The organism is Mesorhizobium sp. CNPSo 4661 (assembly GCF_057784215.1).
This window is the reverse complement of record NZ_JBWGIO010000001.1, coordinates 147,283-162,744: the sequence shown is the minus strand read 5'-3', so window position 1 is coordinate 162,744 and position 15,462 is coordinate 147,283. Positions and strand designations below refer to the sequence as shown.

Annotated in this window: 10 protein-coding genes; 4 read left to right on the top strand and 6 right to left on the bottom strand. The window is 64.2% G+C overall.

Going from position 1 to position 15,462, the window contains the following annotated elements; genetic code table 11:
* Positions 1 to 111: 111 nt before the first annotated feature.
* From AC0YKC_RS00720 to AC0YKC_RS00705, 4 genes are all read right to left on the bottom strand, one after another.
* Positions 112 to 3,264: an efflux RND transporter permease subunit gene (locus AC0YKC_RS00720; RefSeq protein ID WP_488509193.1), complete on the bottom strand. Its 3,153-nt coding sequence runs from the start codon at positions 3,262 to 3,264 to the stop codon at positions 112 to 114.
* A gap of 308 nt (positions 3,265 to 3,572) precedes the next feature.
* Positions 3,573 to 4,733, bottom strand: coding sequence for an efflux RND transporter periplasmic adaptor subunit (locus tag AC0YKC_RS00715; protein WP_488509191.1), 1,161 nt, complete (start codon positions 4,731 to 4,733; stop codon positions 3,573 to 3,575).
* 55 nt (positions 4,734 to 4,788) lie between these two features.
* Positions 4,789 to 5,394, bottom strand: a complete 606-nt coding sequence (locus AC0YKC_RS00710; RefSeq protein WP_320294624.1) for a TetR/AcrR family transcriptional regulator — start codon at positions 5,392 to 5,394, stop codon at positions 4,789 to 4,791.
* Positions 5,395 to 5,775: 381 nt separating this feature from the next.
* Positions 5,776 to 7,416 carry an acyl-CoA synthetase gene (locus tag AC0YKC_RS00705; RefSeq protein WP_488509188.1) on the bottom strand — a complete coding sequence of 547 codons (1,641 nt, stop codon included), beginning with the start codon at positions 7,414 to 7,416 and terminating at the stop codon, positions 5,776 to 5,778.
* 204 nt (positions 7,417 to 7,620) lie between these two features.
* Here AC0YKC_RS00705 and AC0YKC_RS00700 point away from each other — a divergent pair, with 204 nt between their 5' ends.
* From AC0YKC_RS00700 to AC0YKC_RS00690, 3 genes are all read left to right on the top strand, one after another.
* Positions 7,621 to 8,586 carry a sugar-binding transcriptional regulator gene (locus tag AC0YKC_RS00700; RefSeq protein WP_488509186.1) on the top strand — a complete coding sequence of 322 codons (966 nt, stop codon included), beginning with the start codon at positions 7,621 to 7,623 and terminating at the stop codon, positions 8,584 to 8,586.
* Between the two features lie 83 nt (positions 8,587 to 8,669).
* Positions 8,670 to 10,724, top strand: coding sequence for a bifunctional aldolase/short-chain dehydrogenase (locus tag AC0YKC_RS00695; protein ID WP_488509607.1), 2,055 nt, complete (start codon positions 8,670 to 8,672; stop codon positions 10,722 to 10,724).
* A gap of 225 nt (positions 10,725 to 10,949) precedes the next feature.
* Positions 10,950 to 12,017: a D-alanine--D-alanine ligase family protein gene (locus tag AC0YKC_RS00690; protein WP_488509185.1), complete on the top strand. Its 1,068-nt coding sequence runs from the start codon at positions 10,950 to 10,952 to the stop codon at positions 12,015 to 12,017.
* Positions 12,018 to 12,421: 404 nt separating this feature from the next.
* Here AC0YKC_RS00690 and AC0YKC_RS00685 read toward each other — a convergent pair whose 3' ends face one another.
* Positions 12,422 to 13,936 (bottom strand): winged helix-turn-helix domain-containing tetratricopeptide repeat protein, encoded by a 1,515-nt coding sequence (locus AC0YKC_RS00685; protein WP_434721595.1) that lies wholly within the window; start codon positions 13,934 to 13,936, stop codon positions 12,422 to 12,424.
* Between the two features lie 125 nt (positions 13,937 to 14,061).
* Between AC0YKC_RS00685 and AC0YKC_RS00680 the strand changes: the two genes are divergently transcribed.
* Positions 14,062 to 14,301 carry a DUF1127 domain-containing protein gene (locus AC0YKC_RS00680; protein WP_434725673.1) on the top strand — a complete coding sequence of 80 codons (240 nt, stop codon included), beginning with the start codon at positions 14,062 to 14,064 and terminating at the stop codon, positions 14,299 to 14,301.
* Positions 14,302 to 14,376: 75 nt separating this feature from the next.
* Here the strand turns inward: AC0YKC_RS00680 and AC0YKC_RS00675 are convergent, their stop codons facing one another.
* Positions 14,377 to 15,429, bottom strand: coding sequence for a substrate-binding domain-containing protein (locus AC0YKC_RS00675; RefSeq protein ID WP_140705080.1), 1,053 nt, complete (start codon positions 15,427 to 15,429; stop codon positions 14,377 to 14,379).
* Between the last annotated feature and the right edge of the window lie 33 nt (positions 15,430 to 15,462).

Below are 15,462 nucleotides of genomic sequence, written 5' to 3'. Positions count from 1 at the left end.
GCGGATCATCCGCCACCGGCTTTCACCGATGGCGGATGATCTAAGGTTGCCACCTTACCGTTTCAGCATGATCTTTGCCAAAAACCGCTGCGCACTTTTTGGGATCATGCTCTATTCCGCAGCCAGGGCCAGCTGTGGCCTTTCGATACCTTCGATCTTCTCCGGCTCGGGCGCCTGCTCGTCGGTCTTGGCCTTCTTTGGCTCGCGGCCGAAGAACAGCGCGTAGCCGGCCGGCAGCACCAGGATGGTGAGCACGGTTGCTACCAGGATGCCGCCCATCATGGCGTAGGCCAGCGGCCCCCAGAACACGGCGCGCGAGATCGGGATAAGCGCGAGCACCGCAGTCAGCGCCGTCAGCATGATCGGCCTGAAACGGCGCACGGCCGCACCCACGATCGCTTCCGATCGCTCCATGCCGGCGGCGATATCCTGGTCTATCTGGTCGACCAGGATGATCGAGTTGCGCATGATGATGCCGAGCAGCGCGATGACGCCGAGGATAGCGACGAAGCCGAACGGCGCGCCGCTGATCAAGAGCGCCGCGGCGGCGCCGATGATGCCGAGCGGACCGGTCGCCAGCACCAGCATCGATTTGCCGAAATGCTGCAGCTGGACCATCAGCAGCACGACGATGATGGCGAGCATGACCGGCGCCTTGGCGGCGATCGAGGCCTGGCTCTCGGCCGAGTCTTCGGCGCCGCCCTGGATCTCGACCTTGTAGCCGGGCGCGAGGCCGGCGCGCAGGTCCTTCATGTCGTTGTACATCTTGGTGACGACGTCGTTCGACTGCACGCCGTCCGGCAGCGTGGCGCGCACGCTGATCGTCGGCAGGCGGTCGCGCCGCCACTCGACGCCCTGCTCCATCACCGGCACGACCTTGGCCACCTGCGATAGCGGCACCGAGCCGCCGAAGTCGGTCGGGATGTAGACCGAGTCGACCGAGGACAAGAGATGGCGGGTCGCCTCCGGTTCGCGGGCGACGATCGAGACCGTCTCCTCGCCGTCGCGGAAGTCGTCAAGCGGCGCGCCGGACATGGTGGCCTGCAGCATCTGGCGGATGCGCTGCGAGGTGACGCCAAGCGCGCGGGCGCGATCCTGGTCGATCACCAGCTTCATCGCCGGCACCGGCTCCAGCCAGTCGTCATGGATGGCGCCAAGCAGCGGGTTGGCCTGGAAGCGTGCCTTCACCTCGTCGGCAATGCGGCGTACCTCCTGGCGGTCCGGGCCCATGATGCGCATCTGCACCGGCCAGCCGGTCGGCGGACCGAGGAACAGGCGGTCGACCTTGCCGCGGATCGAGGGGAAGTCCTGCGCCAGGATCTTGCGCATCTTGACGATCAGCCGCTCGCGCGCCGGCTCGTCCTTGGCCATCACCAGGAGCTGGGCGAAGTTCGGATTCCTGAGCTGCTGGTCGAGCGGCAGGAAGAAGCGCGGCGCGCCTTCGCCGATATAGGTGGCGATGAAGCGCTTGTCGGGATCGTCCATCATCTTGGCTTCAAGCGCCTTGGCCTGCTTCTCGACCTCCTTGATCGAGGTGCCTTCCGGCAGCCAAAGATCGACCAGGATTTCCGGCCGCGAGGACTGCGGGAAGAAGTTCTGCGGGATGAACTGGAAAGCCCACAGGCTGGTGGCGAAAGTTACCAGCGTCATCACCAGGACGATGATGCGGTGGCGCACGGCCCAGGTGACCGTGGCGCGCAGGCGGCGGTAGAAGCCGGTGTCGAAGACATCGTGGTGGGTGCCGGCGTGCTTGCGCTGCTTGAGGATCATGTAGCCCAGCCACGGCGTGAAATAGACTGCGACGAACCACGACACGACCAGCGCGATGCCGACGACATAGAACAGCGTGCGCACATATTCGCCGGCGGTGGAAGCGGCGAAGCCGACCGGGATGAAGCCGGCCGTGGTGATCAGCGTGCCGGTGAGCATCGGGAAGGCGGTCGAGGTGTAGGCAAAACTCGCCGCCTCGATCTTGACCAGCCCCTCCTCGAGCTTTCGCTCCATCATCTCGACGACGATCATGGCGTCGTCGACCAACAGGCCGAGCGCGATGATGAGCGCGCCGAGCGAAATGCGCTGCAGGTCGATGCCGATCTCGTACATAATGGCGAAGGTGGCTGCCAGAACCAGCGGGATGGCGATCGCGATCACCAGGCCGGAGCGCCAGCCGATCGACAGGAGCGAGACGGCAAGCACAATCAGCAGCGCTTCGCCGAGCGCCTCCATGAATTCGCTGACCGCGTCCTTGACGACCTGCGGCTGGTCGGAGATCTGGTCGACCGCAACGCCATAAGGCAACCCGGTCTCGAAACGCTGGTAGGTCGCCTCGACATCCTTGCCGACATCCCTGACGTTAAAACCTTTGGCCATGACGACGCCGACCTGGACGCTCTCATGACCGTTGAAGCGGTATTTGCGCTCATAGGGGTCCTCGAGGCCGGAAGAGACGGTGGCGATGTCGCCGAGACGCGTCACCTGGTTGCCGGAGCGCAGCCGCAGCTCGCGGATATCCGCGGCCTTGGTGACGTCGCCCTCGACCGAGATGCGCACCGAACGCAGGCCGGTGTCGACGGAGCCCGCCGGATCGACGGCGTTCTGCCCTTTGACGGCGTTCTGCAGGTCGACGATGGTCAGGCCGCGCTCGGCCAGCGCCTTGGACGAGACGTCGATATAGATCTTCTCCGGCTGGTCGCCGATGATGACGGCCTTTTCGACGCCAGGCGTCGTCAACAGCATGTCGCGCGCCTGGATGGCGAATTTCTTCAGCTCCGGATAGGTGAAGCCGTCGCCGCTGATCGAATGCAGCGTGATGAAGGTGTCGCCGAACTCGTCGTTGAAATAGGGACCGAGCAGGCCCTGCGGCAGGTCGCTTGAAATGTCGCCGACCTTCTTGCGCACCTGGTAGAAGGCGTCCTTCACCTCCTCGGCATTGGTGTCGCCTTTCACCTGGAGCGTGATGATGGCGCTGCCGGCGCGGGTATAGGAGCGCACGAAATCGAGATGCGGCGTTTCCTGCAGCTTGCGCTCGATCTTGTTGACGACCTGGTCCTCCATGTCCTGGATAGAGGCGCCGGGCCAGATCGCCTGCACCACCATGACGCGGAAGGTGAAGTCGGGATCTTCCTTCTGGCCCATGCGCATCAGGCCGAGCGCGCCGGCCAGGATGATGAGGCCGAACAGGAAGCGCGCGATGCTCGGATGTCCGATCGCCCAGCGCGAAAGGTTGAAGGGCCGCTTTTCAGTGCTGCTGTCGGTGGTGGTCATGGCACAAGTCCAGTCCAATTGATCGGCAAGGCACGCCTGGCATGCCGCTTTTGAGTTCGGTGGGCTTCCGGACGGCGAGACCCCTCAAGCGGAGAGACTCGCAAATCGCGCTGGACGCGGCACTGCTGCGGGGGAGCCAACATGCCGGCATCTCACGATCGGGCGTTCGCCGCCCGGAACCCATGCCCTCCCCGGCTCGCGGCTCGATGCAGCGAGAGCGGGAACGGCGTCTGTTTCGCCTGACTTCAGGTCTTAGTTCGATGCATGTCGTTGTCCCAAAACCGCTTCGCACTTTTGGGCGACAAGCATCAGTGCAGGCTGCTGGTGGTCGCGACGTCCTCGGCCGAAGCGGACTGCTGGGCGTCGCCGGAAAGCTTGACCTTCAGGTTCTCGGTCATGAACTGGGTGCCGGCCGCGACCACGACGTCGCCCTGTTTCAGGCCGTCGGCCACGGCGACGCCGTCGGCGGTGAAGTTGGCGACCTTGATCGGACGCGGATGCACCGTGTCGGAGGCGCGATCGACCGTCCAGACGATCTGCTTGCCGTTCTTCTCGGTCATCGCGGTCAGCGGGATCGACACGAGCTGCGCCTTGCTGCCGACGGTCGCCTGGACATTGGCGGTCATGCCGAGCAGCACGCGCGAATCGTCGGGCAGCGAGACCCGGACAGCGAAGGTGCGCGACTGCGGATCGGCGCTGCCGGCGACCTCGCGGACCTTACCGTCAAGGGTAAGCCCTTCGTCCGACCAGAAGCTGGCCTTGACCTCCTTGCCGGGCTTGAAGCCGGCGATATCCATCTCCGGCACCGCTATCGACACTTCCTTCTCGCCGTCGACGGCAACGGTCATGACCGGCGTGCCGGCGGCGACCACCTGGCCGACATCAGCCGAAATCGCGGTGACGATGCCGTTCTTGCTGGCTTTCAGATCGGCGTATTGAACCTGGTTCTGCGCCTGGGCCAGCGTCGAGCGCGCGGCATCGCGCGTCGCCACCGCCTGGTCGTAGGTCAGCCGCGCCTGATCGAGCTGCGACTTCGGCGCGAAGTTCTTGGCATAGAGCTGCTCGGCGCGCTTCCTGGCGAGGTCGACGGTCTCGACCTGGCGCTCGGCGGCGTCGAGGCTGGCCGCGGCGCTCTTCACCGACAACTCGTAATCGGCTGGATCGACGCGGGCGAGCACATCGCCCTCGTTCACATGCTGGCCGATATCGACCAGGCGCTCGGTGACCTTGCCGGCGATGCGGAAGCCGAGATTCATCTCGGTGCGGGCGCGCACCGAACCGGAATAGTCGAGCTGACGGGTGGTTTGCGCCTCGCCGATCTCGACCACCTTGACCGGCCGGACGACTTCCTGGACGACCTCGGCCTTCTCCTGGCTGCAGCCGGCGAGGCCGAGCACTGCTGCGACGATGGCGACGGCTGGGAGGCCGGCGGCCGGCAGCTTGCGGAGGATGGAACTGGACAAAGACACCTTAGCACTCCTGAACTGGAGATGATTTGTCGAAACCGCGCCCGGCGGGCGGCGGCTATTTCAAGGCTCTGATGGCGTAGTCGATAAGTTCGTCGGGCATCGCCCGGTTGGTCTTGGCAAGGCACTGCGCCACCATCTGCGGATGGCAGAGAATGACGGTCGCGGCGCCGAAGCAGCGCGAGGCTGTCTCCGGATCCTGCTCCCTGAACTCGCCGGCCTCGATGCCCTCGCGGATCACCTCGGCGTAGAGGTCGTGGATGCTGTTGACATGCGCGTCGATGACGCCCCAGTCGCGCTCCAAGGCGACGATGACCATCTCATGCACCTTCTCCTGGTCGAGCATGACCTCCAGCGTCATCTTGTACTGGGCATGGATGTAGCGGCGCAGCCGTTCCTCGGCGCTGATCGGCAGGTGCATGATCTCGTAGGCCATCTTGTAGCTGGCACCGAGCATGCGGCCGCAGACCGCCTGGTGGATTTCAACCTTGGAGGCGAAGAAGCGGTAGATGTTGGCCGGCGACATGCCGAGCTCGCGGGCAATGTCGGCGACGTTGGTCTTGCCGTAGCCGTAGTGGCGGAACAGGCGCTCGGCGCAGTCGAGAATGCGGGTCACATTCTCTTGTCTGGCGGGGTCTGCCACGATGTTGGCGGCTTCGGACATGGCGCTTTCGTTTTGACGAGTGACGAATTTCAATTTTCATCAGTCGTAAAACGAAAGTGACGGGGAGTCAACGCGAAATCGACGTACGCGTATAATTTGGTGACAGATGGTGACAGGAACAAGGGAGCGTTGGCGATTGGAGCCATGACCTGTGTGGCCGTCATCCACGGGCGAAGCAAGGAGCGAAGCGACGCGCGCAGACCCGAGGATCCATTCCGTGACGCTCGCCGAAGAGTGAGGCGGATCAAGATGTTACGTCAATTTGCGCGGTGCCGCTGGTGGCTATCCTCGCCCGCATGAGTACGGCCGCAAGGTCACGGCATGGATCCTAGGGTTTCCGCGACGTCGCTTCGCGACTGCTCCACCCTAGGATGACGAAAGTTAGATACCCTTCGCCATTTCCCTCAACCTGAACTTCTGGATCTTGCCCGTCGATGTCTTCGGGATCTCGGCAAACAGTACCGCCTTCGGCACCTTGAAGCGCGCCAACAGCCCTCGGCAATGCTCGATGATCTCGGCCTCGGTCGCGCTCTTGCCCGGCTTCAGCTCGACATAGGCGACCGGCACCTCGCCCCATTTCTCGTCCGCGCGGGCAACCACGCCGCAGGATGCGACCGACGGATGCTTATAGAGCGCGTCCTCGACCTCGATAGAGGAGATGTTCTCGCCACCCGAGATGATGATGTCCTTGGAGCGGTCCTTGAGCTGGATGTAGCCGTCGGGATGCATGACGCCGAGATCGCCGGAATGGAACCAGCCGCCGGCAAAGGCCTCGTCGGTCGCCTTCCTGTTCTTCAGATAGCCCTTCATGACGATGTTGCCGCGGAACATGACCTCGCCGATGGTCTCGCCGTCGGCCGGCGTCTCCACCATGGTATCCGGGTTCATCACTGTCAGCCCCTCGAGCGCGGCATAGCGCACGCCTTGGCGCGCCTTCTTCGCCGTCCTCGGTCCCTTCTCCAGCGCATCCCACTCATTGTGCCATTCATTGACGACCGCCGGGCCATAGGTCTCGGTCAGGCCGTAGAGATGGGTGACGGCGAAGCCGGCGTCGGCCATGCCGGAAAGCACGGCCTCGGGCGGCGGCGCGGCCGCCGTGTTGAAGGTGACGATCTGCGGGAACTGGCGCTTGTCCACGTCCTTGGCATTGATCAGCACCGACATGACGATCGGCGCGCCGCACAGATGGGTGACGCCATGGTCGGCGATCGCGTCATACATCGGCTTCGGCCTTACCCAGCGCAGGCAGACATGCGTGCCGGCCTGAACGGCCAAAGTCCAGGGGAAACACCAGCCATTGCAATGGAACATCGGCAGCGTCCAGAGATAGACCGCGTGCTTGGCCATGCCGGCATGGATGGTGTTGGTGTAAGCCATCAGGGCGGCGCCGCGATGGTGGTAGACGACGCCCTTCGGATTGCCCGTCGTGCCGGACGTGTAGTTGAGCGAGATGGCGTCCCATTCGTCATCGGGCATCGACCAGGCGAAAGCCTCGTCGCCGCCGGCGACGAACTCTTCGTAGTCGGCCGAGCCGATGCGCTCGCCCTTCGGATAGGGAGCGTCGGCGGCATAGTCAGGGTCGTCATAGTCGATGACCAAGGGCTTGGCCTTGGCCAATGCCAGCGCTTGCCTGACGACGCCCGAGAACTCGCGGTCGACGATCAGCACCTTCGTGTCTGCATGGTCGAGCTGGAAGGCGATGACGGCGGCGTCGAGGCGGGTGTTCAGCGAATGCAGCACCGCCTTGGTCATCGGCACGCCGAAATGCGCTTCGAGCATCGGCGGGGTGTTGGAGAGCATGACCGTCACCGTGTCGCCCTTGCCGATGCCACGCTTGGCCAGCGCCGAGCCAAGCTTCAGCGAGCGGCGCCAGAAATCGCGGTAGGTGATGCGCTGGTTACCATGGATGATGGCGATGTGGTCTGGATAGGTCTTGGCCGCGCGCTCGAGATAGGTCAGCGGCGTCAGCGGCTGGTGGTTGGCGGCGTTCCTGTCGAGATCCTGTTCGTAGGGATTGGCCATCCCGTTCTCCCCAAAGTTCTTTTCGAATCTTCTAACCTTGCGCATGCCGTCACGCTATCCCCCTCCCTTGGCTGAAAATGCTATGCTGCGCCGGCTTGGTGGAATGGCGATCCGGCTTGAGCCGCGCCGTGAGACGATCGAGGCTCACGCGGGCAAATTTGACTTTTGTCGAGAGCCGTGACTAATGTCAGCCGAGGAGGCGGCATGGCGATCAGACCGGCAGAACAGCTCATCCACAAGGCCGCCTGGCTTTACTATGCCCACGGCCTTCGCCAGGATGAAGTGGCAAGCCAGCTCAACATTTCACGCGCCTCGGTCGCCATGTATCTGCGCAAGGCGCGCGAGACCGGCATCGTCAACATCTCGACCTCGACGCAGCTCTTCACCGACGACGTCACGGCGCGCCAGCTTGAAGACGCCTTCGGGCTCGACGCGGTCTGGATCGCGCCGGAAAATGCCTATCTCGCCGATCCCTCGACCGACATCGCCGTGCTGGCGGCGAGCGTCTTTCTCGAACTGGTGAAGAAAGGCGACCGCATCGGCGTCGCCTGGGGCCGCACCGTCTACACCATCGCCGACATCATGTCCTTTGCCGACCTGCAGGACGTCACCGTGGTGCAGCTCTGCGGCAATCTCGGCGCGCCCTATTCCTATCGGCCCGACCAGTGCACGATGGAGATCGCGCGGCGGCTGAACGCCAAGGGCCTGAACTTCTACGCACCACTGGTGCTGTCGACGGAAGAGCTGGCCAAGAGCCTGCGCGCAGAACCGGTGATCCGCGACCAGCTTGCCGGCATCGCCGACTGCGACTTGGCACTCTACTCCGTCGGCGCGGTCGATGCCGACAGCCATCTGGTGAAATGCGGCGCGCTGTCGCCGGCCGAGATGGAAGCGCTGCGCAGCCAAGGTGCCGCCGGCGTCATCGCCGGGCAGATCATCGACGCCAAGGGCGAGGTGCTCGACTGCAGCTACAACCGGCGCGTCATCTCCGCCGAGCTCGCCTCGCTGCGTGCCATCGAGAAGCGGCTGATGGTGGTGCAGGAAGACACCAAGTTCGAGCCGCTGCTTTCGGCCATCGCCGGCGGGCTCTGCACGCATCTGGTGGTCGGCGCGCATATGGCCGAGCGCCTGCTCAATCACGCGGGCGAAGCCGGCAAGAAAGCATCCTAGAAAAACCACCCTCGCCGCTTCTGTCATACAGGCGTCGCGGCTTTCTGTTCATGAGCAAAAAGACGAGTATCGGACGGATCGACATGAAGAACCTTTGGAACGACGCCGACGCGGAAAAGATGGTTGCCGACTATGCCAGGAAGGGCGTCGGCCGCGACCTTGCGCTGCGCGTCTACACGACCCGCCTGCTCGGCGGCGAGCCGCGGCTGGTGCTGCATGGCGGCGGCAACACGTCCTGCAAGACCAAGGCCACCGATCTGGTCGGCGACGAATGGGACGTGCTCTGCGTCAAGGGCAGCGGCTGGGACATGGCCGTCATCGAGCCGCAGGGCCTGCCGGCGGTGAAGATGGGCGCGCTGCTCAAGGCGCGCTCCCTGGAAACGCTAGCCGACGAGGACATGGTGGCGCTGCAGCGCTCCAACCTCATCGACCCCGCCTCCCCGAACCCATCGGTGGAAACGCTGCTGCACGCCTTCCTGCCGCACCGTTTCGTCGACCACACGCATTCGACGGCGATCCTCGCCATCGTAGACCAGGAAGACAGCAAGCCGCTGATCGAGGCCGTGTTCGGCGACAGACTAGGTTACGTGCCCTACATCAAGCCGGGCTTCGACCTCGCCAAGGTGGCGGCGGAAGTCTTCGACGCCGATCCGAGCGTCGAAGGCCTGATCCTCGACAAGCACGGCATCTTCACCTTCGGCGACGATGCCAAGCAGGCTTATGACCGCATGATCCACTACGTGAACGTGGCCGAGGACTATGTCGCCAAAAACGGCAAGCCGCAGGCGGCTAAGGCGGCGCTGCCGGCAAAGCTCGCCAAGCCCGGCGACATCGCGCCGACGCTGCGCGGCGCCGTCGCGGTGGCGCGCGGCGAAGGCCGCTTCGACCGCATGATCAGCGACTTCCGCACCTCGGATGCGATCGTCGATTTCATCAATTCGGCCAAGATCGCCGACTATGCCGGGCGCGGCGTGTCGACGCCCGACCTGTCGATCCGCATCAAGACCGGACCGATGGCCGTGCCCGCGCCCGACGCCGACAAGTTCGGCGACTACAAGGGCGTCGTGCGCAGCCATGTCGAGGCCTTCGTCAAGGACTACACCGCCTATTTCGAGACCAATGACGCGCTGGACGACGTCAAGCGCACCATGCTCGACCCGATGCCGCGCCTGACGCTGGTGCCGGGGCTGGGGATGTTCGGCCATGGCCGCACGCTGAAGGACGCCAAGATCGCCTCCGATGTCGGCGAGATGTGGATCGAGGCGGTGCGCGGCGCCGAAGCCGTGGGCAATTTCCATCCGCTCTCCAAGGCCGACCTCTTTCCGCTCGAATACTGGTCGCTGGAGCAGGCCAAGCTCGCCTCCAACAAGCCGAAGCCGCTGACCGGCCAGGTGGTGCTGATCACCGGCGGCGCCGGCGCGATCGGCGCCGCGACGGCAAAACTGTTCGCCGCCAACGGTGCGCATGCGGTGATCGTCGACCTCGATCCGGCCAAGGCGGCGGACGCGGCGAAGGCGGCCGGCAACAACTCGATCGGTGTCGGCGCCGACATCACCAACCCGGCCGAAATGCGCGCCGCCTTCGACAAGGCGGTTGCCGTCTATGGCGGCGTCGATATCCTGGTCTCGAATGCGGGCGCGGCCTGGGAAGGCCGCATCGGCGAGCTCGACGACGCCATGCTGCGCAAGAGCTTCGAGCTCAACTTCTTTGCCCACCAGTCGGCGGCGCAGAACGCGGTGCGCATCATGCTGGAACAGGGCACGGGCGGCGTGCTGCTCTTCAACACCTCCAAGCAGGCGATCAATCCCGGCCCGAAATTCGGCGCCTACGGCATCCCGAAGGCGGCGACGTTGTTCCTGTCCAGGCAGTACGCGCTTGACTACGGCGCCCATGGCATCCGTTCCAATGCGGTCAACGCCGACCGCATCCGCTCCGGCCTTCTGACCGACGCCATGATCGCCAGCCGCTCCGGCGCGCGCGGCGTGTCGGAGAAGGAATACATGTCCGGCAATCTGCTGGGGCAGGAAGTGACGGCCGACGACGTGGCGCAGGCCTTCCTGCACCAGGCGCTGGCCGAACGCACCACGGCGAACGTGACGACGGTGGACGGCGGCAACATCGCGGCGGCGCTACGCTGAGGACGTAACAACACAGCCTTGGAGCGGTTCATCGTTTCATAAACGGATGAACCGCTCCTCGTCTTGACGCGGTTCCGAACGGAAGGCCTTTCGCGCTTCTGCTGAAAAACTGCTTCAACCGGTCAAAGTCCCACTCCAATCCTTCGGTTACTACTCGGGGAGTTGAAGGGGGATGTCTGGTGTTTCGCGTACGAGCTCCAACCCCGATCATTGGTGGAGTTGTCGATGCCCGCGAAAAGACTGCGTATCGGTGTGCTGTTCGGCGGGCGCTCCGCCGAGCATGAGGTGTCGCTGCTTTCGGCGGCCAATGTCATGGCCGCGCTCGATCCGGCGAAATACGACGCCGTGCCGATCTTCGTCACGCGCGAAGGGCAGTGGCTGCTGAGCGGTTTCGAGAACGGCGCGCTGGCGACGCCATCGGTCGGCACGCAGCTTTGCCTGGTGCCGGGCGGGCATGGGCGGATGCTGGCAATCCCTGCCAGCGGCGCGCCCCACGACCTGCCCGCCCTCGACATCCTGTTTCCGGTGCTGCACGGCTTGCACGGCGAGGACGGCGCGGTGCAGGGATTGGCGGAAGTGGCGCGCGTGCCGCTCGCCGGCTGCGGCATCCTCGGCTCGGCCACCGCCCTCGACAAGGACATCGCCAAGCGGCTGCTGAAGGCGGCCGGCGCGCCTGTCGCGCGCTCGGTGACGATCGACGAGGGTGCCTCGCCGCCGTCGCTTGCCGAACTGGAAGACAAGCTCGGCTTGCCGTTGTTCATCAAGCCGGCACGGCAAGGCTCGTCGGTCGGCGTGGCAAAGGTCAATGGCAGCCAGGAATTCGATCGCGCGCTGTCGGAAGCGTTCCAGCACGACAGCAAGCTGCTGGCGGAGGAATTCGTTCGCGGCCGCGAGATAGAGTTCAGCGTGCTGGAGAGCCCAGCGGGCGAGCTCTTCGTCTCGCGGCCGGGCGAGATCGTGCCTGCCGAAAGCCACGGCTTCTATAACTACAACGCCAAATATATCGACGAGAATGGCGCGGCCCTGACCGTGCCGGCCGAGCTGCCGTTGGAAGTCGAGGACGCCATGCGCCGCACGGCGGCAAAAGCGTTCCGGGCGCTCGGCTGCGACGGCATGGCCCGTGTCGATTTCTTCCTGATGCCGGACATGACATTCCTGATCAACGAGCTCAACACCATTCCGGGCTTCACCAACATCAGCATGTACGCCAAGGCGATGGCGGCCAGCGGCGTCGGCTATCCAGAGGTCATCGACCGTCTGGTGGCGCATGGGTTGGCGCGCGCCGGCCGGTGAAAAAATCTGAGGAATTGGACGCGGGGTTGCCGTTTGTCTTGGTACAAGATTTTCCGCTCATTATCGTGAAATCAGCGCGAACACCGGAGATTGGTTGAAGCCGCCCCAAGTCGTCATTCTATGGCGGAGCAAGGAGCGAAGCGACGCGGCGCAGACCATAGAATCCATTCCGTGATGTTGAGGCGTTGCCACGATGCAGAATTCTGCTCCGTTGCACTCCTTGGCGAAGGTAACGGCATGGATTCTAGGGTCTTCGCGACGGAGCTTCGCTCCTGCTCCGCCCTAGAATGACGACGGCGTGGGCGTTTCGGCCAATCCCCAAGGCATGCCACCTGCCAACGCAAACAGAGCCGACCAGTCAAATCCCTGTGCTGGAGCGACTAGCCCCATCATCGTGGCCGGCTTCACTCGGGCAGGCCGGCCTTGCGGAAGCCGTCGACGAAATGCTCCAGCACCGCGTCGTCGCGGAACGGCTCTGTGTCGACCCAGCGCCGCGTGGAAAAATGCGGATTGCCGACCAGGAACAGCGCAACCTCGGTGCGCGCCTCGTCGAGGCGGCCGAGCTGAGCAAGGGCTGCCGCCAGGAAGCGGCGTGAGCTGGTGCGATAGGTCTCGTCGCGCCGCAGCGTCTCGACAGCGGCCTCATAGTCGCGGGCCGCATATTGCGCCTGGCCGAGCGTGAGATAATACCAGCTCGGCGGGAACGGATTGAGGCGGAACGCCTTGCGGATGTGTTCGAGACTCAAGTCTATCTGCCCGGCCAGAACCTCGATGTCGGACAGGGTCGCCCAGATATCGGCCTCGTTCGGATCGAGCTCGATCGCCTTGGCGAATTCGGCCTCGGACCGCTCGAAATCGCGTTCATAGGCAAGAAGGTTCGCCAGCACCCAGCGGCAACCGGCATCGTTGGGATCGATCGCCACGGCCTTGCGCGCCAGTTCGAGGGACGTGCTGCGGGCAGGCTCGAACGGATCGCCCCAATGCACCCAACCCATCCAGTGGTTCATGGCGAGCCAGCGATAGGCCTCGGCGTAGTCGGGGTCGAGCGTGATGGCGCGCGTCAGCATCAGATGCGCTTCGCGCGCCATCTGCGGCGACTCGTCGAACATCTTTCGCGCCCGCACGACGAGATCATAGGCTTCGAGGTTCTTCGGCCGGTTGCGTACCGGCGGCGCGCGCAATCGACCGAGCAGCGCCTCGACGATCTTGGCGGTCGCCTCATCCTGGACGGCGAAAATGTCTTCCAGGCCGCGATCGAAACGCTCCGCCCACAGATGCTCGCCGCTCAGCGCGTCGATCAGCTGCGCGTTGATGCGCACGCGCCCGGCGGCACGCCTCGCACTGCCCTCAAGCAGATAACGCACGCCGAGTTCGCCGGCGATGGCGCGCACATCCATGGCCTTGCCCTTATAGGCAAACACCGAGTTGCGCGCGATGACGAACAGGCCCGGGATCCGCGAGAGATCGGTGATCAGGTCTTCGGTCAGGCCGTCGGCAAAAGAATCCTGCTCGGGATCGTTGCTCAGATTGACGAAGGGCAGCACGGCGATCGATGGCTTGTCGGGTAGCGGCAAGGGTTTGCGCCTGGCGTCGGCCTGTTCGACGGCGCCGGCGAAGCGATAGCCGACGCGCGGCACCGTGGCGATCCATTCGCCGCCACCGGCCGCCGGACCGAGCAGCTTCCTGAGTTGGGCAATCTGCACGGTGAGATTGCCTTCCTCGACGGCCGTGCCCGGCCAGGCCGCGTCCATCAACTCGGCCTTGGCCAGGATTTCGCCGGGGCGCGCAATGAGCGCTTCCAAAAGCTTCAGCCCGCGGTGACCTGCGGCAACGGGAACATCGCCCCGAAGCAGCGTTCCCGCGCCAGGATCAAACACGAACGGTCCAAAAGCGAAGCGCGATCCCTGCATGCGGGGCATCTATAGCCGATTTGGAAGTTTTGAGAACTATTTGGGAGGGCTTAATTACGCCGCCGGGCGCCTGCGGCACACTGCAATCTCAATCAGATCACGGGTTTCCGAACCCGCACCGCATGGAGGTTGCCATGAACGATATTCTTGCGCCTTGCGCACCGTTGGCGACGTGCCCAGCCGAGATCAAGGGCCGCCGGCGTTACAGCCTCTCAGCCTTGCGCAGCTTTTTCGCCGAGCGACGGAAGCAGGCCTATTTTCGCTTCGAGCTCAAGCGCATGGTGACGGACAATCCGCATCTGATCGACGACATCGGACTGACGAAAAAGGAGGTTGAAGCGGAGATCGCGAAACTGCCCTTCTGGCAAAGATGAGGTCGCAACGGTCCCCTGAAAAAGACAGAGAGCGGCCCATTGGGCCGCTCTCCACATCAGCGACAAGCAGAACCCTTATTTGGCGTTCGGGTTCGGCATCCAGGCAGGCATCGCGACATCGGCATGGGCGAACTGCGGCAGCTTGGCCGACAGGTCTTCCATGTTCTTGATGTCCTTGTCGATCAGCTCCTTCTGGGTGATCAGCGTCGGCGGCACGATGACGTTGTGGCCGGGGTCCTCACCGGCGAGCAACTGCGCCAAAGCGCGCACCGAGACCTGACCGACGACGGCCGGGTTGGTGGCGGCAGTGGCCGCCCAAGCGCTGTCCGGCTCCCGCATCGCGGCGATGTCCGAGGTCGAGATGTCGGCCGAGTAGATCTTGATGCCCTTGTTCAGGCCGGCCTCGTCGACGGCGATCTTCACGCCCTTGGCGAACTCGTCATAGGGCGCGAACATCACCTTGATGTCGGGATGCGCCTGCAGCACCGAGCGCGCCTGGTTGGCGACCGAGTTGGCGATCGGGTTGTCGAGCGTGCCGAACTGCGCGACCTCGCTGATGCCCGAATACTTCTTCTTCACGTCCACCCAGGTCTCGTTGCGGCGGTCGAGCGGAGCGATGCCGGCGACATAGACATAGCCGGCCTTCCAGCTTTCGCCATTGTCCTTGACCGCCTGCTCGAGCGCGAGCTTGGCGAGATCCTTGTCCGACTGCTCGATCTGCGGGATCTTTGGGTTCTCGACATTGACGTCGAAGGCAACCACCTTGATGCCGGCGTCGACCGCGCGCTGGGCGGCATCCTTCATCGATTCCGTCAGGCCGTGCTGGATGATGATGCCCTGCACGCCGAGCGCAATCGCCTGGTCGACCATGTCGGCCTGGAGGGCGGCGTCCTGGCGGCTGTCCAGCACGCGCAGGTCGACGCCGAGCGCCTTGGCCTGCGCCTCGACGCCCGAGAGATAGGCCTGGAAGAAGTCACCGGTCGAAAGATAGCGCACCAGCGCGATCTTCACGCCCGGCTTGTCGAACGGCGCCGGCTTGTCCGCCGCCAAAGCCGTGCCCTGCATCAGCAGCGCCGCGCCGGCGAGGCCGAGTGCTGCCTTCCCCAAAAGTCTTCTTGTGATGCTCACTTCGTTTTCCTCCGTTTTGTCTCAATGCCCCGG

Bases quoted from the DNA above. Each gene is read 5' to 3' on its own strand.
- AC0YKC_RS00720 (WP_488509193.1), bottom strand. From the start codon at position 3,264: ATGACCACCACCGACAGCAGCACTGAAAAGCGGCCCTTCAACCTTTCG.
- AC0YKC_RS00710 (WP_320294624.1), bottom strand. From the start codon at position 5,394: ATGTCCGAAGCCGCCAACATCGTGGCAGACCCCGCCAGACAAGAGAAT.
- AC0YKC_RS00705 (WP_488509188.1), bottom strand. From the start codon at position 7,416: ATGGCCAATCCCTACGAACAGGATCTCGACAGGAACGCCGCCAACCAC.
- AC0YKC_RS00700 (WP_488509186.1), top strand. From the start codon at position 7,621: ATGGCGATCAGACCGGCAGAACAGCTCATCCACAAGGCCGCCTGGCTT.
- AC0YKC_RS00695 (WP_488509607.1), top strand. From the start codon at position 8,670: ATGAAGAACCTTTGGAACGACGCCGACGCGGAAAAGATGGTTGCCGAC.
- AC0YKC_RS00690 (WP_488509185.1), top strand. From the start codon at position 10,950: ATGCCCGCGAAAAGACTGCGTATCGGTGTGCTGTTCGGCGGGCGCTCC.
- AC0YKC_RS00685 (WP_434721595.1), bottom strand. From the start codon at position 13,936: ATGCCCCGCATGCAGGGATCGCGCTTCGCTTTTGGACCGTTCGTGTTT.
- AC0YKC_RS00680 (WP_434725673.1), top strand. From the start codon at position 14,062: ATGAACGATATTCTTGCGCCTTGCGCACCGTTGGCGACGTGCCCAGCC.